This is a genomic window from Rathayibacter sp. PhB152, assembly GCF_003751395.1.
Lineage (GTDB): Bacteria > Actinomycetota > Actinomycetes > Actinomycetales > Microbacteriaceae > Rathayibacter > Rathayibacter festucae.
Genome location: NZ_RJUT01000001.1, coordinates 453,854 through 473,152, shown reverse-complemented (window position 1 = coordinate 473,152; position 19,299 = coordinate 453,854). Strand labels below are relative to the sequence as shown.

The window sequence follows — 19,299 nt, the reverse complement described above, 5'->3', positions numbered from 1 at the left end:
CTCCGTCCTCTCCGGGGTCACCCCGGGGCACGTGGATCGACCAGGCATCACGCCGCAGGCACCCACCCGCGCTCCGCGCGGCACAGCGCCCGCACAGCTCGACAGGTCGCCCGGAGGGACGGCCTCGCCGCCCCCGATCGGCGTGGTCCCGAAAACGCACTCCCTCGATCCGGGGGTCGACGCGCGCGGGGGCCCGCTCTAGCCTTCAGGCACGTGCACGTCGTGACGACGCCGTGAACGATCACGGAAGGAGCCCGGATGGACACCTGGAGGCACCGTCTCCCGATCGAGGACTGGACCCCGCTGTTCTCCGGACCCGTCGACTCCGTGCCCGCCGAGGCGCTCGACGCCGCGGCGCGCATCCTCCGCCTCCTGCCGGACATCGAGCGGCTCACCATCGGCACCCCCGACGGCCCGATCATCGCCGAGCGCGGCTCGTCGGCCTCGGCCTGGCAGGCGGCCGACCGGGTCGCGATGGCCCTGCTCGCCTCCTCCCCCGCGGTGACGGGGATCACCGCCTCCGCGTTCGACGCCCGCGACGGCGTCCGCCACGCCACCCCCGCCGACCCGTTCCTCACCCGCGAGGGCGGCCGGGCCGCGGCCCTGCGCGCCTCGATCGACCTCGGCGAGATCTCCGCCGAGGAGGCGGAGCGCCGGCACGCCGAGCTCCTCGCCGGTGAGGACGCCGACGACCCGCTCGAGGCCCTCTGGGACGCGGACTCCGCCTCGCGCCACTGACGCGCGCCGGCGGGGCCGGTCGCCCCGCCGCTCAGGACACCCGCCGCTCAGGACGCCCCGCTGCTCAGGACCCCCGGCGGTCGAGCCGGTCCAGCCGCGCGTTGTACGCCGCGAGCTCGGCCTCGCCGTCCCGGTCGGCCCGGCGGTCGTAGCGCTTGGCCGTCCGCTCCTCCGAGCGCACCCACTGCGACACCACGACCAGCGCGATCAGCACCATCGGGATCTCGCCCGCCGACCAGGCGATCCCGCCGCCGACACCCTGATCGGCGAGCAGCGCGTCCGTGTCGGTGTACCCGAGCGCCGTCCACCAGGGCGCGGCGAGGACGGTGGTCTGCGACATGATCGCCAGGCCGAAGAAGGCGTGGAAGGCCAGCGTCGCCAGCATCACCAGCAGCCGCAGCACGTGCCCCGGGCGGTCCGGCCCCGGGTCGACGCCGATCAGGACCCAGAAGAAGAGGTAGCCGGTCGCGAGGAAGTGCAGGGTCATCAGCACGTGGCCCTGGTGGCTGAACATCGCCCACTCGAACCAGCCGGTGTAGTAGAACGCGACGAGGCTCCCCGCGAAGAGCACCGCGGCGACCGGCGCCTTCGACAGCACGGCGAGGTAGCGCGAGTGCACGACCGCGAGGATCCACTCGCGCAGCCCCCGCCCGCCGTCGCGGCGCACCGGCAGCACCCGCAGCGCGAGCAGCACCGGCCCGCCGAGCACCAGCAGCGGCGGCACGACCATCATCAGCAGCATGTGCTGGATCATGTGCGTGCTGAAGTGCACCTGCCCGTACACGCCCGGCCCGCCGCTGGTCGTGTAGGCGAGGGCGGCGCAGCCCGCCACCCAGGCGAGCGTGCGGCCGAGCGGCCAGGCGTCGCCGCGGCGCCGGAGCTTCAGCACCGCGTGCACGTAGAGGGCGGCGCCGACGACGGCGATCCCGAGCCACACCGCGTCGAGGTGCCACTGGTCGAGCATCCGCTCCGGCGTCACCTCGGGCGGGTAGCGGAAGCCGAGCAGGCTGCGGCGCGCGTCGCCGCTCACCGGGTCCTGCGAGACCGGTGGCGCGCTGTTCGAGAGCGCCACCGAGACGCCGATGGTCAGCGCCATCACCAGCACCTCGCCGACCGCGACCGCGGTGAACGCGCGGCGATCGGCCGGGTCCGCGCGCAGCCGCGGGATCAGCCGGAGCCGGTGCCAGGCCCCCGCGCCGCCGAGCGCGAGCAGCGCGACGGCCTTCACGATCAGCAGCTGCCCGTAGGGCGTGCCGAGGTCCTCGAGCCCCTCGATCCGGAGCGACGCGTTGACGAGCCCGGAGAAGGCGACCGCTCCGAACGCCCAGCCGGCCAGCACCGAGTAGCGCGCGACGACCGTGCCGATCTCGCTGCCGACGGTCCGCCGCAGCAGGATCACCGCGGCGAGCCCGCCCGCCCAGGCCGTCACTCCGATCAGGTGCACCGCGAGGCTGTTCACCGCGTTCGCGTGCTCGTCCGCGCCGGCCGCGTGCCCGGAGAGCGAGAGCGGCAGGAGCGCCAGCACGGCGATCGCGGTCGCCGCCGCCACCCAGCCGAGCCGACGGGAGAAGAGGGTGAGCAGCAGCACCGCCGTCGCGCACGCCGTGGACGCCACGAGGGTCTGCCCGAGCTCGAGCTGCGTGGCGTAGAAGACGAGCTGGGTCCGGAAGCCCGGCGCGTCCAGCGGCTGCCCGATCGCGTTCGCCGCCGTGAAGACGAGCACGGCGAGCGCCGACGCCACCCAGACGGCCGCCGACCAGGTCGCCCAGCGCAGCGCCCGGTTCTGCGAGTACGAGACGATCCCGGGCGCGATCCGCTGCCCGGGCAGGAGGAAGGTCGCGGCCGTGAGCAGGCCGATCGTCAGCGACGCAGCGGTGTCGTGAACGACCCGCGCGATCGGCAGGCCGCGGGTGACCAGCTCGCCGGGGTCGATCAGGCGCGTCTCGGTCGAGAACGCGCCTGTGAACGTCAGCCCGGCGAGCGCGATCGCGACCGCCGCGGGGACGGCGAGCAGCAGGGTCGCCTCCGCCGCGCGGAGCGGAGCGGCGGCCGGCCGCCCGGGCGGGAGGAGGTCGTCGTCGGGGCCTTGACCGCCGGGGCCGCCGGGGCCGTGGTCGTCGTGGCCGAGGGGTGTGGAGGACGGTGCGTGCGCCACAGCAGTGGCTCCCTTCGCGCGGCCGGTCCGGAGGGACGGGGCATCGCGCACAGACCCCGCCCGCGGGCAGGGGTCGATGAGGACGCGCAGCGCGCGTCGAGGATCAGGAGGCGGGGGCGGCGGGCGGGCCGCGGCGGGGCACGGCGTCCGCGAGCACGTCCGCCACGACCGGGAGGATCGCGCGCGGCGCGGACGACGAGCGGCGCCCGGTCGCCGCCGCGGGGACCGGGACGGCCGGCACCCGCACGAATCGCGCCGCCGCGTGGACCGTCGTCGCGGCGACCGCGATCAGCAGCGCCTCGCCCCGGTGCAGGACCGCGATCGTGACGACCGCCGCGAGCAGGTGCGCGATCCCCATCGAGGAGTCGTGCCCGCCCGCGTGGGCCGTCGCGGCGCTGACGTCGATCGGGCCGCCGTGGGCGTGCGCCGCACCGGTCGGCCCGGCCGCGGCGCCGATCTCGAAGAGCGCGTGGAAGAGCAGCTGGCTCACTCCGACCGAGGCGGCCAGGCGGGCGAGCGAGAGCCCGCGGCCGGCGAGCGCGACGCAGACCGGCACCGACAGCACGAGCGGCACTGCGAGTCCGAGGAGGCCCGGCAGTTCGCCGCCACCTGCGACGTGCGAGAACAGGGCCGTGAGGGTCGCCACCGTCGCCGCCACGACACCGCGGAGGGTGCGGAGGGAGCGGGAGGACGACACCTCTCCAGTGTCGCAGGCGGATCGGCGCGGGCACCCTTCGCATCCGAGCCGATATGTGCAAGAGTGTGCATACGACAATACGTCCGCGGTCGTCGCGGCGAGCGGAGCGCAGGGAGTCGCATGGGACACGACCACGGGCACGCCGGCTCCGCCGCCGCCCGCCACCGGCGCCCCCTCGTGATCGCCTTCGTGCTCACCGCCGCCTTCGCGGTCGTCGAGTTCGTCGTCGGCCTCACCACCGGCTCGCTCGCGCTGATCTCCGACGCCGCGCACATGGGCACCGACGTGATCGCGCTCGGGATGTCGATCGCCGCGATCTCGCTCGCCGCCCGCCCCGCCGCGAAGGCGCGCACCTACGGCTCCTACCGGCTCGAGGTGCTCGCCGCGCTCGCCAACGGCGTACTGCTCTTCGGCGTCGCCGGCTTCGTCATCGTGGAGGCGGTCCGCCGCTTCGCCGAGCCGCCCGCGGTGCCCGGCGCGCCGCTCCTGATCACCGCCGTCATCGGCCTGGCGGTCAACCTGGTCAGCCTGCGCCTGCTCTCGGCCGGCGCGAAGGAGAGCATCACCCTGCGCGGGGCCTCACTCGAGGTGCTCGGCGACGCCCTCGGCTCGATCGGCGTGATCCTCGCCGCGATCGTGCTCCTGACCACCGGCTGGGCCTGGGCCGACCCGATCGTCGGCGTGCTGATCGGCCTGCTCATCCTGCCGCGCACCTGGTCGCTGACCCGCCAGGCCCTCGGCATCCTGATGGAGTCGGCGCCCGCGCACGTCGACCTCGCCGCCGTCGAGCGCGACGTCCGCGCCGTCCCCGGCGTGCTCGCGCTGCACGACCTGCACGTCTGGACCATCACCTCCGGCATGGAGAGCGCGACCGGCCACATCGTCGTCGCCGCCGACGCCGACTACCGCGAGGCCCTCGCCGGAGTGCTCGCCGTCCTGCACGACGACCACGGCATCGACCACGCCACCATCCAGTGCGAGCCCGAGGCGTTCCCGGAGCGCCCGCACGCGATCTGAGCGCCGCCCCGCCGCTACTCCTCCCCACTCCTCCGCAAAAGTTGTCGTACTCGACGCCCCACTACGACAACTTCTGCGCAGGGCCGCGACGGAAGCGGGCACGCCTCCGCGAAAGTTGTCGTACTCGGCGCTCCGGTACGACAACTTCTGCGGAGTCGCGAGCACGCCGACCGCCCTTCCGCCTGTTGACGTCAACATGTACAGTCGGAGGCCACGGGCGTGTTCACGTGAACAGCTCCCCTTTCAGAGTTGAAAGAGAGACGCATCGATGTCGATGTCCACTGCCAGACGCACTCGCCGGAAGGCGGGCCGGATCGCCGCGCTCGCCACGAGCGCCGCCCTCGCCGCCGGAGCGCTGCTCGCGCTCCCCGCGGCCGCCGCCCCCGCGCAGGCCGCCGACGCCTTCCGCATCACCCCCAACCCCGCCGCGGCGGGCGAGTCGTTCGAGGGCTGGGGCACCAGCCTCGTCTGGTTCGCGAACGCCACCGGCAACTACCCCGAGGCCCTCCGCGAGGAGCTCTACCAGAAGGTCTTCGGCGACGACGGCCTCGACCTCAACATCGCCCGCTACAACATCGGCGGCGGCAACGCCTCCGACGTGAAGGACTACCTCCGCCCCGGCGGCGCGGTCGAGGGCTGGTGGAAGCAGAACCCGGCCGGCGACGCCGCGACCTACGGCGGCACGAGCACGAACTACGCCGACCGCGACGCGCTCCTCGCGAAGTGGAACGCGGGCGACGCCTCCTCCTACGACTGGACGAGCGACGAGACGCAGCGCTGGTGGGTCGAGAAGCTCGCCGAGGAGAAGCAGATCTCGCACTGGGAGGCGTTCGCCAACTCCGCCCCCTACTTCATGACCGAGAGCGGCTACGTCTCCGGCGGCTTCAACGCCACCAGCGAGCAGCTGAAGCCCGCCGCGGAGGCGAAGTTCGCCCAGTACCTCGCGACCGTCACCGCGCACATGGAGAACGAGTACGGCATCGACTTCGACACCCTCGACCCGTTCAACGAGCCGAACACCAACTACTGGGGCACGCAGCTCACCAACGGCGTCCCCACCGGCGGACGGCAGGAGGGCATGCACATGGGCCCGACCCGCCAGGCCGACCTGATCCCCGACGTCGCCGCCGCCCTCGACGCCTCGTCGAGCGACGCCGGCATCGCCGCGATGGACGAGACCAACCCCAGCATCTTCAAGACGAACTGGGCCGCCTACTCCGCCGCCGTCCGCGCCGAGGTGGACCGGATGAACGTGCACACCTACGGCACCTCCGACCGCCTCGCGGTCCGCGACCTCGCCAAGCAGGCCGACAAGGACCTCTGGATGAGCGAGATCGAGGGCAACTGGGTCGCCGGCTACGACCCGGTCAACATCGAGAACGGCCTCGGCATCGCCGGCCGCATCAACGACGACCTGCGCGAGCTCGAGCCGAAGGCCTGGGTGCTCTGGCAGCCGGTCGAGGACCTCTACAACATGAGCCCGAAGGGCGAGAACCTCAACTGGGGCTCGATCTTCATCGACCTCGACTGCAAGCCCTACCAGGAGGCGGGAGCCGAGGTCTGGAAGTCGGCGCGCCGCGTCGCGGACGCCGGCGGCGACTCCACCAAGGCCCCGGTCTGCGGCGTCGAGACGAACTCGAAGTTCAACACGATCCGCAACTTCACCAAGTTCGTCCACGAGGGCGACCACCTGATGCCCACGAACGACCCCTCCTCCACCGCCGCCGTCCGCGGCGACGGCTCGGGCGCGACCGTGGTGCACACCAACACCGCCGCGACGGCGAAGACCGTCGTGCTCGACCTCTCCCGCTTCGGAAGCATCGCCGCCGGCGCGACGGTCACCCCCTACGTCACGACCCAGGCCGCCTCGGCCGCCGCGCCCACCGGCAACGCGCTCGTCGCCAAGCCCGCGGTCGCCATCGACCGGGAGTCGCGCACCGCGACCGTCACGGTGCCCGCCAAGTCGGTCACCTCCTTCTCCATCGACGGCGTCTCCGGCGTCGCCGACTCCGCCCCCGCCCTCCGCGACGGCCACCGCTACCAGCTGGTCGGCACGCAGAGCGGCAAGGCGCTGACCGGCAACCCCACCGGCGCCGCGACCACGATCACCACCCTCGCCACCGACTCCGCCGCCGCCGCGAAGCAGAGCTGGACCGTCCGCGAGGTCGCCCCCGGCGAGCGCGAAGCCACCCGCCGCGTCGTGCTGCAGAACGCCGACGGCCGCGTGCTCGGCGCCACGAGCGCCGGCACCGACCTGCGCACGCTCTCGGTCGACGCCGCGAAGGCCGACGCCGCGACCCGCTGGATCGTCAGCACCACCGACGGCACCGCGTATACGCTCGTCAACGAGTCGATCGGGCTCTCGCTCGACGTCAACGGCCAGTCCAGCACCGAGAACACCACGGTCGGCGTCTACGGCTCGAACGGCGGAGCGAACCAGTCCTGGACGCTGCGCGACCTCGCCCCGTCCGCCGCGCAGACGGTCGCCGTCCGCACCACCGTCGGCGTCGCGCCGACCCTGCCGGCCTCGATCGCCCCGCAGTACGCCTGGGGCGCCGGGGCACCGATCGCCGTCACCTGGCAGCGCCCGGCCGACTCGGCCTACGCCGCCGCCGGCCGCGTCGAGGTGACCGGCACCGCGACCGACCTCTTCGGCCAGTCGATCCCCGTCACCGCGCTCGTCGACGTCGGCGGCCTCACCGCCACCGACCCGGCGTCGCTCACCGTCGCCGCCGGAGCCTCCGTCGCCGCGGTGCAGGCCGCGGCCCCCACGACCGTGCCGGCCCGCGTCGGCGCCTCGACCAGCACCTTCGCGGTGCCGGTCACCTGGGACTGGACGCCGCTGACCACCGCCTCGCTCGCGGCGCCCGGATCGGTGACGATCTCCGGCACCGCGACGGCCGACGGCCAGACCCTCCCCGCCACGCTCACGGTGCTGGTCACCGCCGGCACGCTCCGCAACTTCAACCCCGATGCGGGCATCGTCGCGACCGCGAGCTCGTCCGAGTCGGGCTTCGGACCGGAGCGCACCCGCAACGGCGTCGACGGCGACAAGGGCTGGTCCAACTGGACGAGCGGCACCAAGGCCGCGCAGAGCAGCCTGACCTACACCTTCCCCGCCACCCGCCAGGTGCAGCAGGCGTCGGTGCAGTTCCAGCGCGACGGCGGCACCAGCTGGGCGCAGAGCTACCAGCTGCAGTACCAGGGCGCCTCGAGCAGCACGTGGACCGCGGTCCCCGGCTACGAGTCGGCGGTCGCCCTGGCGGCGCCCGCCGACGGCACCGCGCCGACGCTGAACGCGACCTTCGCGCCGGTCACGGCCAAGGCCTTCCGCGTCGTGATGAACGCCTACGCCAACACGCACCTGATCGTGTCGGAGACGAAGCTGTACGAGTCGGTGGCCTCACCCGCCGCGGTCGCCACCCTCGGCGCCCTGCGCGTGAACGGAGTCGGCGTCGCCGGCTTCGAGCCGGCCCGCGGCTCCTACGCCGTGACCGTCGACGGCACGACGATGCCGGTGCTCACCGCGGTGGCCACCGACTCGGCGGCCCGCGTGCGGGTCACGCAGCCGACCACCGCGAACGGCGGAGTCGGCACGATCGCGATCACGTCGGCCGACGGCACGGTCTCGCAGACGACGACCGTGACCGTGACGCTGAAGGCGCCCGCCGCCCTCGCCGTCGCGGTGACGGCCACGACCCGCTGCATCGCCGGCAAGGTCACCCTGACGGTCACGGCGCAGAACAACGCGACCGTCCCCGTCTCGATGACCGTCGCCTCCGCCTACGGCTCGAAGGAGTTCACCGGCATCCTCCCCGGCAAGAACGCCTCCGCCGCCTTCTCGACGCGCGCCGCCTCGGTGCCCGCCGGCCAGGCCACCGTCACCGCGACCGCCACCGTCGACGGCAAGCCCGTCACCACGGTGATCCCGGCCACGTACGGAGCCCGCACCTGCTGACGCCCTGCATGCTGGTCGAGTAGCCGCGCAGCGGCGCGCTCATGCTGGTCGAGTAGCCGCGCAGCGGCGTATCGAGACCCACCCGCCGAACACGTGGATCTCGATACGCCCGCTCCGCGTGCTACTCGATCAGCATGACCACGCGAGCGGACCCGGAACGGGCCCTGCACCTTCAGCAGAGCCCAGCACGCGTCCACTCGCATCCCCCACCTCCCGCGAACGGACCCGCATCGGGCCCTTCAGCTCAGCCACACCCCGCCTCAGGTCCACTCGTCGCCCTCGTGCATGCTGGTCGAGTAGCCGCGCAGCGGCGTATCGAGACCCGCCGCGGCCAGGACGCCGGGCGTCAGTCCGTCGCCGCGTCGTAGACCGCGAGCAGGCGGTCGAGGAAGGCCTGCACCGTCGCGCGCTCGGCCTCGTCGAGCTCGGCGACGACCGCCTCGACGCCCGCGATCAGCGGGGCGACCCGCTCCTGCGCGCGCCGCGCCGACTCCTCCGAGGCCGTGACGATCAGCTTGCGGCCATCGGTCGGGTGCCGGTCGCGGCGGACGTGGCCGGCCGCCTCGAGGCGGTTCAGCACGAGGGTCGTCGCCGCCGTCGAGACGCCGAGGCGCCCCGCGAGCTCGGTCGGCGTCAGCGGCCCGGCGGACATCAGGTGCGTCATCGCGTCGAGCCCGACGGCGTCGACCGCGAGCGCGCGGGTCAGCGACTGCTCGAAGAGCCGCTGCCGCTCCGTCACCTGGCGCACGCGGGTCCGGATGCCGAGATCGGGCATGCTGTCACTCATGCCTCCACGATAACGGTGTAGATTGCCAATCTCATTGATTATCAACGAAGGCGGCAACCATGACCCGTGTCCTGATCTCCGGCGCCAGCATCGCCGGACCCGCCCTCGCGTTCTGGCTGTACCGCTACGGCATCGAGACGACCATCGTCGAGCGCGCCCCCGCCCTGCGGCTCGGCGGGCAGAACGTCGACGTCCGCGGCGCCGGCCGCGAGGTCGCCCGCCGGATGGGCCTCGAGGACGACATCCGCGCCGCGACGACCGGCGAGGTCGGCACCCGCTTCGTCGGCCGCGGCGGGCGCACCCTCGCCGAGTTCCCAGCCGGCACCTCCGACAGCGGCGGCGCGACGGCCGAGCTCGAGATCCTCCGCGGCGACCTCGCGCGGCTCCTCGTCGACCGCACCGTCGAGCACACCGAGTACCGCTACGGCGACCGCATCACCGGCCTCGACGACGACAATGACGTCAGCGGCCGAGCCGCCGTCACCGTCTCCTTCGAGCACGCCCCCGACGAGCGCTTCGACCTCGTCGTCGCTGCCGACGGCATCGGCTCGAGCACCCGCCGGCTCGTCTTCGGCGCGGAGCCGGAGATCCGCTCGCTCGGCCTCGAGACCTCCTACGCCACCGTCCCGCGGACCGCCGCGGACGACGACTGGTGGCGCTGGTACAGCGCGGCCGGCGGGCGCAGCATCACCCTCCGTCCGGACCCGCACGGCACCCTCCGCGTCGCGCTCTCCCAGGTGATCGACCGCCGCCTCGACCGCGCGAGTACCGAGCGACGCTCGCTCGACGAGCAGCGCGCCCACCTCCGCGCGGTCTTCGGCGACGCCGGCTGGGAGGCGCAGCGCGTCCTCCGCGGGCTCGACGAGGCCGACGACCTCTACTACGAGCAGATCGGCCAGGTGCACGCCCCGCGCTGGTCGAGCGGACGGGTCGCGCTGGTCGGCGACGCCGCCTACTGCGCCTCCCCGGTCAGCGGGATGGGGACGAGCCTGTCGCTCGCGGGGGCGTACGTGCTGGCTGGCGAGCTCGCCGCGCACGTGGATCCGCGCGACGGCTTCGCGGGGTACGAGCGGATCATGCGGCCCTACGTCAAGCAGGCGCAGGCGCTGCCGCCGGGCGTGCCGCGGGTCGCGAACCCGGTGTCGCGGCTCGGAGTGGCGGCGTTCGGGCTCGCGGTGAAGGTCGCGGCGACGCCGGTGATCGGGCGGACGATGGGGCGGTTCTTCACGCCGCCTGCGGATGCGATCGAGCTGCCGGAGTACTCGCACCTGGAGCGCTGAGGACGCGGGATCTCGATACGCCCCTGCGGGGCTACTCGATCACCATGAAAGGCCCGCCTGCCGGAGGGCGCAGCATGCAAGAGCCGCGGGCCTACCCATGCTGGTCGAGTAGCCGCGGAGCGGCGTATCGAGACCGGGCGTCGCCAGCAGAGCAGGTCTGCAGACTCGTCTTCTGACGCCGGTGGATCTCGATACGCCCGCGGCGCGGGCTACTCGATCAGCATGCGGTGGTCAGTGCGCCTCGGCCGGCTCGCCGCGCTTCAGGACACGGCGGACGCCCGTGACGGCGGCGACGACGATCAGGCCGAGCACGAGGCCGAAGATCATCGAGACGAAGGTGTCGGCGATCCAGACGACGACCGGGCCGGCGCCCTCGACCGCATGGGTGACGACGTGCACGAGGTCGTACGGGCCGTGCCAGAAGGTCTCGGCCAGGTTGGCGGTGACGAGGTGCCCGCCGACCCAGAGCATCGCGAGCGTGCCGATGATGCTGATGGTGCGGAAGACGGCCGGCATCGAGGCGACGATACGCACGCCGAAGCGCCGGACGCCACGCGCCGCGTTCTTCATCAGCCGCAGCCCGACGTCGTCGATCTTGACCAGCAGAGCGACCGCGCCGTAGACGAGCAGCGTCATGCCGAGGCCGACCACGGCGAGCGCGCCGAGCGTCCCGCCGAAGCCGAGGTCGGTGTCGAGCCCGTCGAGCGCGATCAGCATGATCTCGGTGCTGAGGATCAGATCGGTCCGGACGGCGCCGAAGACCAGCTTCTTCTCGTCGCGCGCCTCCGTCTCGCCCGCCGCGTGGTGCACGCCGAACCACTCGAGCACCTTCTCCGCACCCTCGAAGCAGAGGAAGGCGCCGCCGACGATCAGCAGGTAGGGCAGCACCCAGGGCGCGAACGAGGAGAGCAGCAGCGCGATCGGGATGATGATCACGAACTTGTTGACGAGGCTGCCGAGCGCGATCCGCCCGACCACGGGCAGCTCGCGCGCCGGAGTCAGCCCCTGGACGTACTGCGGAGTGACGGCCGCGTCGTCGATGACGACACCGGCCGTCTTCGCGCTCGCCTTCAGGGCGGCGGTGAGGATGTCATCGACGACGGCGAGCAGGCCGACCGACATGGGTGCTCCTTAGCGAGGACGGGTGAGAAGCCTCACAGTATCGCCCGCAGTCGACACCTCGGGGCGGCCCGGGCACCTCAGCGCGGCGCCGGCCCCGTGCTCTCGCGCACGACGAGCTCCGTCGGCGTCAGCGTCACGCCCGAGCGCTCGCCCGACTCCAGCTCGCGCAGCAGGATGTCGACCGAGCGGCGCCCGGTGTCGCCGAACGACTGGTGCACGGTGGTCAGCGGCGGCCAGAAGCTCGCCGACTCCTCCATGTCGTCGAAGCCGACGACGCTGACCTCCCCCGGCACCGCCTTGCCCGCGTCGTGCAGGGCGCGCAGCACGCCGAGCGCCATCTGGTCGTTCGCGGCGAAGACCGCCGTCACGGCCGGGTCCGCGGCCAGCTCCCGGCCGATCCGGTACCCCGACGCGCTCGACCAGTCGCCGACGAGCGCCTCGGGCACGGGAGCGCCCTGCGCGCGCAGCGTCGACTCCCACGCCTCCCGGCGCCGCTCGGCCGAGTAGGAGCGCTCCGGCCCGGCGATGTGGTGGACCGTGCGGTGGCCGAGCCCGAGCAGGTGCTCGACGGCCTGGCGCGCGCCCGAGACCTGGTCGGTGTCGACGACCGGGTAGCGGTCGCCGCCGGCCGAGTCGACGACCACGACGGGCAGATCGGGCGGCAGCACGATGTCGGCCTCGTCGAGCAGGTGCGCCTCCATGACGATGATGACGCCGTCGACCGCCTCCTCGCTCAGGCGGTGGAAGGCGACGGACACCTCGCCCTGCGTCGGGTGCGGCACGGGGATGAGGGTGATCGAGTACCCGGCGTCGGCCGCGGCGACCGCGATGGCGTCCAGGGTGCGCATGTTGCCGAAGGAGGACAGCGTGAACATGATCACGCCGATGCTGTGGAAGCGGCCGGTGCGCAGGGCCCGCGCCGCGCTGTTGGGCCGGTAGCCGAGGGCGCGCATCGCCTCGAGCACGCGCTCGCGCGTCTCGGTGTCGACGTTCTGCTTGCCGTTGGACACCCGCGAGACGGTCTGCCCGGACACGTTCGCGCGCCGCGCGACGTCGGCCATCGACACGCTCCGTCGGCGTGGGACGGCGGTCGCCGCGTTCGTCTCGATGGCCATGCCGTCCCTCCACGAGTCCCGCGCCGGTGGCGGAACATCGTTTCCCCATCGAAACCTAACGGATCGTGCGCGTGTTGACGTCGCCATGCTACGGTGGCGTCCTGCCATGTTGACGTGAACATGTCGGAACCGACCCCGAACGGAATCTCCTCGATGACGACGACGTCTCCCCCTGTCCCGCTGCGCGAGGTCACCCCTCCGGCCGCACCCCTCGCCGTTCCGCGCAGTCGCGCGAAGAGCGAGTGGAAGGGCCTGGCCTTCGTGGCCCCCTTCCTCGTGGTGTTCCTGCTCGTCTTCATCGCGCCGGTCATCTACTCGATCTACCTCAGCCTGTTCCGCGAGCAGCTCATCGGCGGCAACGCCTTCGTGGGCTTCGAGAACTACCTGGCGATCTTCCGCGACCCGAACTTCTGGGAGGGCTTCGGCCGCGTCCTGCTGTTCCTGGTCGTCCAGGTCCCGGTGATGCTGGTCCTCGCGCTCGTCGCGGCCCTCGCGATCGACAGCGGCCGGCTGCACGGCACCGGCTTCTTCCGCATCGTCGTCTTCCTCCCCTACGCGGTCCCCGCGGTCGTCGCGGTCCTGATGTGGGGCTTCATCTACGGCGACAACTTCGGCCTCACCGCCAACGTCAACGACCTGCTCGGCTCCGACCTGATCGCGCCGTTCTCGCGCGACTGGATCCTGGTCTCGATCGGCAACATCGTCACGTGGGAGTTCGTCGGCTACAACATGCTGATCTTCTACTCGGCGCTGAAGACCATCCCCGGCGAGCTCTACGAGGCCGCCGAGATCGACGGCGCCGGCCCGCTGCGGGTCATCCGCTCGATCAAGCTGCCCGCCCTGCGCGGCGCGATCGTCATCGCCTCGATCTTCTCGATCATCGGCAGCTTCCAGCTGTTCAACGAGCCGAACATCCTCCGGACGCTCGCGCCGAACATCATCACCACCTACTTCACGCCGAACATGTACGCCTACAACCTGTCCTTCGCGGGTCAGCAGTACAACGCGTCGGCCACGGTCGCCATCGTCATGGGCGTGATCACCGCGGTGATCGCCTACGTCGTGCAGCTCCGCGGCGCGCGCAAGGAGAACTGATGGCCATCGCAACCGCACCCCGTCCCGCCGGCACCAAGCCCGCCCCGGCCAAGCGCCCCGCCCGCCGCGGCTCCTCGGTCGCCCCGAAGAAGTCGATCGCCTTCACGCTGCTGATGTCGGCGTTCATCCTCTACAGCCTCGTTCCGCTCGCCTGGCTCGTGATCAACGCGACCAAGACGCAGGCCGGCCTGTTCTCGAGCTTCGGCCTCTGGTTCGACGGCGACTTCGTCCTCTTCCAGAACATCGCCGAGACGCTCACCTACCGCGACGGCATCTTCCTCCGCTGGCTCGGCAACACGCTGCTCTACGTGGTGGTCGGCGCGGGCGGAGCGACCCTGCTCGCCACGCTCGCCGGCTACGGCCTCGCGAAGTTCCGCTTCGCCGGGCGCAAGGCGGTCTTCGCGGTCGTCCTCGGCGCGATCGCCGTCCCCGGCACCGCGCTCGCCGTCCCGACCTTCCTGATGTTCAGCCAGCTCGGCCTCACCAACACCCCGTGGGCGATCATCATCCCCTCGCTGATCAGCCCCTTCGGCCTGTACCTGGTCTGGGTCTACGCGGTCGAGTCGGTGCCCACGGAGCTGCTCGAGGCGGCGCGGATGGACGGCGCGGGCGAGTTCCGCACCTTCTTCACCATCTCGATCCGCCTGCTCGCCCCCGGCATCGTCACCGTGCTGCTGTTCTCGGTCGTCGCGACCTGGAACAACTACTTCCTCCCGCTGATCATGCTGAGCGACCCGCAGTGGTACCCGCTCACCGTCGGCCTCAACCAGTGGAACGCGCAGGCCACCGGCGTCAGCGCGCAGCCGATCTACAACCTGGTGATCACCGGCTCGCTGCTGACGATCATCCCGATCGTCGTCGCGTTCCTCGGCCTCCAGCGCTTCTGGCAGTCCGGCCTGAGCGCCGGCAGCGTCAAGGGCTAGGCCCTCCCCACGAACCCGTCCCCCCGGTCGGAGCGTCCTGCCCCGCACCACTCCACCCGCACCACCCCACAGCACGAAGAAGTGAAGGGAATCACCATGAAGATCGCCCACTCCGCCCTCCGGCGGACCCTGACGGTCGTCGCGGCCGCAGCACTCGCCGCGGGCTCGCTCGCCGCCTGCTCGTCCGGCGGCACCACCGGAGGCGGCACGACCGCCTCCGGCACCGCGGCCGACCTCGACGCCGCGCTCGAGACCGGCGGCAAGATCACCTACTGGAGCTGGACCCCCAGCGCCGAGGCCCAGGTCGCCGCGTTCGAGAAGGCGTACCCGAAGGTCGACGTCGAGCTGGTCAACGCCGGCACGAACAAGGACGAGTACACCAAGCTCGAGAACGCGATCAAGGCCGGCTCGGGCGCCCCCGACGTCGTCCAGATCGAGTACTACGCCATGCCGCAGTTCGCGCTGTCGGACTCGCTGCTCGACCTCTCGCAGTACGGCATGGGCGACCTCGAGGACAAGTTCTCGGCGTCCACCTGGGGCAGCGTCAACATCGACGGCAAGCTCGTCGGCCTCCCGCAGGACTCGGGCCCCATGGCGATGTTCTACAACAAGAAGGTCTTCGACCAGTACGGCATCGCCGTGCCGACCACCTGGGACGAGTACATCGCCGCGGCGAAGTCGCTGCAGGCGGCCGACCCGTCGAAGTTCATCACCGCCGACACCGGCGACGCCGGCTTCGCGACCAGCATGATCTGGCAGGCGGGCGGCGAGCCCTTCACGACCGACGGCACGAACGTCACCGTGAACCTCAAGGACGAGGGCACCGAGAAGTGGACCGGCGTCTGGAACCAGCTCGTCGAGGGCGGCCTCCTCTCCGACACCCCCGCGTGGGGCGACGAGTGGTACAAGGGCCTCGGCGACGGCTCGATCGCCTCGCTGATCACCGGCGCCTGGATGCCCGGTGTGCTCGAGTCCAGCGTCCCCGACGCCTCCGGTGACTGGGCCGTCGCGCCCATCCCGACCTACGACGGCACCGCCGTCAGCGCCGAGAACGGCGGCGGCGGCCAGTCCGTCACCAAGCAGAGCGAGAACCCGGCGCTGGCCGCCGCGTTCCTGCGCTGGCTGAACAGCGACGAGGCCTCGGTCGACGTCTTCCTCGAGAGCGGCGGATTCCCGTCGACCTCGGCCGACCTCAGCAGCCCGGACTTCACCGGCGCCGAGTCCGAGTACTTCGGCGGCCAGAAGATCAACGAGGTGCTGACCCAGGCCTCGACGGACGTCCGTCCCGGCTGGTCGTACCTGCCCTTCCAGGTCTACGCGAACAGCGTCTTCGGCGACACCGTCGGCCAGGCCTACGCCAACAAGTCGAGCCTCGACGACGGCATCGCCGCCTGGCAGAGCAAGCTCGTCGAGTACGGCAACGCTCAGGGCTTCACCGTCTCCGAGTAGCACTGTTCTCAAGCAGCACTGGCGGCGTTCGAGGCCGGTCGGATCGCTCCGGCCGGCCTCGACCCGTCCCACGATCCTGAGGGGGATCCCGCATGACCACCGCTCCCGACTCCACTGCGCCGAGCGCCGCGCCGACCGCCGAGGCTCAGAGCCGCTTCGCCATCGGCGCGACCGACTTCGAGCTCGACGGCAGGCCGCACCGCATCCTGTCGGGAGCGCTGCACTACTTCCGGATCCACCCGGACCTCTGGGCCGACCGGATCCGCAAGGCCCGCCTGATGGGCCTGAACACCATCGAGACCTACGTCGCCTGGAACGCGCACGAGCCGCAGCGCGGCGCCTGGCGCGAGGACGCCGGGCTCGACCTCGGCCGCTTCCTCGACCTGATCGCCGCCGAGGGCCTGCACGCGATCGTGCGCCCCGGCCCCTACATCTGCGCGGAGTGGGACAACGGCGGCCTGCCCGCCTGGCTGCTCCGCGACCCCGAGGTGGGCGTGCGCCGCTCCGAGCCGCACTACCTCGCCGCGGTGAGCGACTACCTCCGCCGGATCTCCGCGATCGTGGCGCCGCGCCAGATCGACAGCGGCGGGCCCGTCGTGCTCGTGCAGATCGAGAACGAGTACGGCGCGTACGGCTCCGACAAGGAGTACCTCGCCGAGCTGGTCCGGGTCACCCGCGACAGCGGCATCACGGTGCCGCTCACCACGATCGACCAGCCGACGCCGCAGATGCTCGCCGACGGCAGCCTGCCCGGCCTGCACCTGACCGGGTCGTTCGGCTCGCGGACGGCCGAGCGCCTCGCGACGCTGCGCGAGTTCCAGCCGACCGGCCCGCTGATGTGCATGGAGTTCTGGTGCGGCTGGTTCGACGACTGGGGCACCCAGCACCACACCACGGACGCGGCGGCGTCGGCGGGCGAGCTCGACGCGCTGCTCGCGGTCGGCGGCTCGGTCAACATCTACATGTTCCACGGCGGCACCAACTTCGGCCTGACCAGCGGCGCGAACGACAAGGGCCGCTACGCCGCGATCACCACGAGCTACGACTACGACGCCCCGCTGAACGAGAGCGGCGACCCGACGGCGAAGTACTGGGCCTTCCGGGAGGTCATCGCGCGCTACGCGCCGGTGCCGGAGGAGGTGCCCGCGGTCTCCCCGCCGGCGCCGGTGCTCACCGCGCCGCTTGCGCCGGGCCCCGCGCTGCTCGGACTCGACGCGGTCTTCGGGCCGGCGACGCGCCTGGAGTCGATGGCGAGCTTCGACGACCTCGGGCTGGCCGGCGGGTTCGCGCTGTTCACGACGACGCTGGCCGCGGGCGACGCTCCCGCCCGGCTCGTCGTCGGCGAGGAGGTGCGCGACCGCGCCTGGGTGCTGCTCGACGGCGTCCCGGTCGGCGTGCTCGCGCGCGACGACCACGAGCGGGCGATCACCCTGCCCCGCGGCACCGGCGAGCTGGCGGTCCTCGTCGAGGACCAGGGCCGGGTGAACTACGGCGAGCGGATCGGCGAGCACAAGGGGCTGATCGGCGGCGTGCGGCTGGACGGCGCGGAGCTGGGCGGCTGGGTCGCCCGGCCGCTCGCGCTGGAGTGCCTGCCCGAGTGCGGCCGGGTGCCCGGAAGCGGGTCGTTCGCGGCCGGACCGGGGCTCGCCTCCGGATCCTTCGAGCTCGACGCGCAGGCCGACCTGCACCTGGACACGCTGCACTGGGGCAAGGGCCTGGTCTGGGTGAACGGCTTCCTGCTCGGCCGGTACTGGCGACGCGGGCCGCAGCGCACGCTGATCGTGCCGTCGCCGGTCACCCGAGTGGGTCGCAACGAGGTGGTCGTGCTGGAGTTCGAGTCGATCGCGGAGCCGGAGATCCGGCTGCTCGCGCACGCGGACCTGGGGCACACGGAGATCTAGCGGCGGGGCGGTGTCCGAGGCCTCTGCTAGCCTCGGGCCGCCTCCGCCCGGACGCACGGCGGAGCAGAGGGGGAACCACCATGACGCACACCACCGCCGCCCGAGCCGGAGCGGTCCGAACCGGATTGGCGCTGACAGGCGCCCTGCTGCTCGCGCTGACCGGCTGCACCGCCGCCGCGGAGCCCGAGCCGACCGCCGAGGCGCTGCCGCAGCACACCGACGCCGAGCTGGCGACGATCTTCGACGACATCCAGTTCGTGCCCGCGGAGTTCACCAGCACCGAGGAGATGCTCGGCTCCGTCTACCCGGGGCTCACCGCGACGGACGCCTCCTGCCTCGCGCCGTTCGGCGTTGGCTGGGACGCGGACGACACGCTCACCGACGCCGGCCTCGCCTACGGCACGAGCGCCGACCGCTCGATGACCTCGGTCGTCGCGAGCACCGGGGACGCGGACACCGCCTCCGCCCTCGTCGCTTCCGCCGAGGACGCGCTCGAGCGCTGCGCCGACGGCTCCGAGCTGTTCGCCCTGCAGGGCACCCCGGTGCAGACCACCGTCGAGCAGACCGAGCCGACGATCACCGGCACCGACGAGGCCGTCGGCTGGACCGTCACCGGCGACGTCGGCGGCGCCCCCTTCACCCTCGTCGGCATCACCACCCGCGTCGGCGGCGACGTCGTCGCCCTCGTCGGCTGGGACCCGTCGACGAACACCTCCTACGTCCCCCAGGCGACCCAGCTCTTCGTCGACGCCCTCTAGCGGCGCGGCTCAGTGGCGAGGGAGAGCGCTCGGGCGCTGCAGAACATCAGCTGAGAAGGGGTGGCCTCGGCTGTCAGGGGAGGGACCCTGCTCTCAGCTGATGTTGTGCGGACCCCCTTCCGGTCGAGCAGCGCGCAGCGCGTATCGAGCCGCGAAGCCGCTTCTCGTCTCGGTGGTGAGGGAAAGGACGCGGCGGCGCCGCGCCATGGTGGTCGAGTAGCCCCGCAGGGGCGTATCGAGACCCGCCACCACCAGCAGGGCGGGTCTGCAGACTCGCGTTCTGACGGTGGTGGATCTCGATACG

The 19,299-nt window shown here is 72.4% G+C and carries 14 protein-coding genes; 9 read left to right on the top strand and 5 right to left on the bottom strand.

Annotated elements, in window-relative coordinates; genetic code table 11:
- Positions 1-258 precede the first annotated feature (258 nt).
- Positions 259-738 carry a hypothetical protein gene (locus EDF36_RS02135; RefSeq protein ID WP_123444444.1) on the top strand — a complete coding sequence of 160 codons (480 nt, stop codon included), beginning with the start codon at positions 259-261 and terminating at the stop codon, positions 736-738.
- A 64-nt stretch (positions 739-802) separates the two neighbouring features.
- Here the strand turns inward: EDF36_RS02135 and EDF36_RS02130 are convergent, their stop codons facing one another.
- Both EDF36_RS02130 and EDF36_RS02125 read right to left on the bottom strand, forming a co-directional pair.
- On the bottom strand, positions 803-2,893 hold the full coding sequence (locus EDF36_RS02130) for a cytochrome c oxidase assembly protein (protein ID WP_123731707.1): 2,091 nt from the start codon (positions 2,891-2,893) through the stop codon (positions 803-805).
- A gap of 103 nt (positions 2,894-2,996) precedes the next feature.
- Positions 2,997-3,590, bottom strand: a complete 594-nt coding sequence (locus EDF36_RS02125; RefSeq protein ID WP_123731706.1) for a hypothetical protein — start codon at positions 3,588-3,590, stop codon at positions 2,997-2,999.
- Between the two features lie 120 nt (positions 3,591-3,710).
- On the opposite strand from EDF36_RS02125, the gene EDF36_RS02120 reads away from it, so the two are divergent.
- Both EDF36_RS02120 and EDF36_RS02115 read left to right on the top strand, forming a co-directional pair.
- A complete protein-coding gene (locus tag EDF36_RS02120) occupies positions 3,711-4,607 on the top strand; it encodes a cation diffusion facilitator family transporter (RefSeq protein WP_123731705.1) in 897 nt (298 codons plus the stop codon).
- Positions 4,608-4,881: 274 nt separating this feature from the next.
- On the top strand, positions 4,882-8,565 hold the full coding sequence (locus EDF36_RS02115) for a discoidin domain-containing protein (protein WP_123731704.1): 3,684 nt from the start codon (positions 4,882-4,884) through the stop codon (positions 8,563-8,565).
- Positions 8,566-8,911: 346 nt separating this feature from the next.
- On the opposite strand, the gene EDF36_RS02110 is transcribed toward EDF36_RS02115, so the two are convergent.
- A complete protein-coding gene (locus tag EDF36_RS02110; RefSeq protein WP_123731703.1) occupies positions 8,912-9,352 on the bottom strand; it encodes a MarR family winged helix-turn-helix transcriptional regulator in 441 nt (146 codons plus the stop codon).
- Positions 9,353-9,411: 59 nt separating this feature from the next.
- On the opposite strand from EDF36_RS02110, the gene EDF36_RS02105 reads away from it, so the two are divergent.
- Positions 9,412-10,632: an FAD-dependent monooxygenase gene (locus EDF36_RS02105; protein ID WP_123731702.1), complete on the top strand. Its 1,221-nt coding sequence runs from the start codon at positions 9,412-9,414 to the stop codon at positions 10,630-10,632.
- Positions 10,633-10,863: 231 nt separating this feature from the next.
- Here the strand turns inward: EDF36_RS02105 and EDF36_RS02100 are convergent, their stop codons facing one another.
- On the bottom strand, positions 10,864-11,754 hold the full coding sequence (locus tag EDF36_RS02100) for a DUF808 domain-containing protein (RefSeq protein WP_123731701.1): 891 nt from the start codon (positions 11,752-11,754) through the stop codon (positions 10,864-10,866).
- 77 nt (positions 11,755-11,831) lie between these two features.
- A complete protein-coding gene (locus EDF36_RS02095; RefSeq protein WP_123731700.1) occupies positions 11,832-12,869 on the bottom strand; it encodes a LacI family DNA-binding transcriptional regulator in 1,038 nt (345 codons plus the stop codon).
- Positions 12,870-13,022: 153 nt separating this feature from the next.
- Between EDF36_RS02095 and EDF36_RS02090 the strand changes: the two genes are divergently transcribed.
- From EDF36_RS02090 to EDF36_RS02070, 5 genes are all read left to right on the top strand, one after another.
- Entirely contained in the window at positions 13,023-13,964 is a 942-nt protein-coding gene (locus EDF36_RS02090) for a carbohydrate ABC transporter permease (RefSeq protein ID WP_123444496.1), read from the top strand.
- Positions 13,964-14,887, top strand: a complete 924-nt coding sequence (locus EDF36_RS02085) for a carbohydrate ABC transporter permease (RefSeq protein WP_123731699.1) — start codon at positions 13,964-13,966, stop codon at positions 14,885-14,887. The genes EDF36_RS02090 and EDF36_RS02085 overlap by 1 nt, the downstream gene beginning before the upstream one ends.
- Before the next feature lie 96 nt (positions 14,888-14,983).
- Entirely contained in the window at positions 14,984-16,336 is a 1,353-nt protein-coding gene (locus tag EDF36_RS02080) for a sugar ABC transporter substrate-binding protein (protein WP_123731698.1), read from the top strand.
- Positions 16,337-16,428: 92 nt separating this feature from the next.
- Complete coding sequence (locus EDF36_RS02075) at positions 16,429-18,237, top strand: beta-galactosidase family protein (RefSeq protein WP_123731697.1); 1,809 nt, start codon at positions 16,429-16,431, stop codon at positions 18,235-18,237.
- A gap of 80 nt (positions 18,238-18,317) precedes the next feature.
- Entirely contained in the window at positions 18,318-18,995 is a 678-nt protein-coding gene (locus tag EDF36_RS02070; protein WP_123731696.1) for a hypothetical protein, read from the top strand.
- Positions 18,996-19,299: the final 304 nt, after the last annotated feature.

What these genes read in the sequence shown, in the direction of transcription:
- EDF36_RS02070 (WP_123731696.1), top strand. Translation starts at nt 18,318, where the DNA reads ATGACGCACACCACCGCCGCCCGAGCCGGAGCGGTCCGAACCGGATTG.
- EDF36_RS02095 (WP_123731700.1), bottom strand. Translation starts at nt 12,869, where the DNA reads ATGGCCATCGAGACGAACGCGGCGACCGCCGTCCCACGCCGACGGAGC.
- EDF36_RS02085 (WP_123731699.1), top strand. Translation starts at nt 13,964, where the DNA reads ATGGCCATCGCAACCGCACCCCGTCCCGCCGGCACCAAGCCCGCCCCG.
- EDF36_RS02135 (WP_123444444.1), top strand. Translation starts at nt 259, where the DNA reads ATGGACACCTGGAGGCACCGTCTCCCGATCGAGGACTGGACCCCGCTG.
- EDF36_RS02115 (WP_123731704.1), top strand. Translation starts at nt 4,882, where the DNA reads ATGTCCACTGCCAGACGCACTCGCCGGAAGGCGGGCCGGATCGCCGCG.
- EDF36_RS02090 (WP_123444496.1), top strand. Translation starts at nt 13,023, where the DNA reads ATGACGACGACGTCTCCCCCTGTCCCGCTGCGCGAGGTCACCCCTCCG.
- EDF36_RS02080 (WP_123731698.1), top strand. Translation starts at nt 14,984, where the DNA reads ATGAAGATCGCCCACTCCGCCCTCCGGCGGACCCTGACGGTCGTCGCG.
- EDF36_RS02105 (WP_123731702.1), top strand. Translation starts at nt 9,412, where the DNA reads ATGACCCGTGTCCTGATCTCCGGCGCCAGCATCGCCGGACCCGCCCTC.
- EDF36_RS02110 (WP_123731703.1), bottom strand. Translation starts at nt 9,352, where the DNA reads ATGAGTGACAGCATGCCCGATCTCGGCATCCGGACCCGCGTGCGCCAG.
- EDF36_RS02120 (WP_123731705.1), top strand. Translation starts at nt 3,711, where the DNA reads ATGGGACACGACCACGGGCACGCCGGCTCCGCCGCCGCCCGCCACCGG.
- EDF36_RS02100 (WP_123731701.1), bottom strand. Translation starts at nt 11,754, where the DNA reads ATGTCGGTCGGCCTGCTCGCCGTCGTCGATGACATCCTCACCGCCGCC.
- EDF36_RS02075 (WP_123731697.1), top strand. Translation starts at nt 16,429, where the DNA reads ATGACCACCGCTCCCGACTCCACTGCGCCGAGCGCCGCGCCGACCGCC.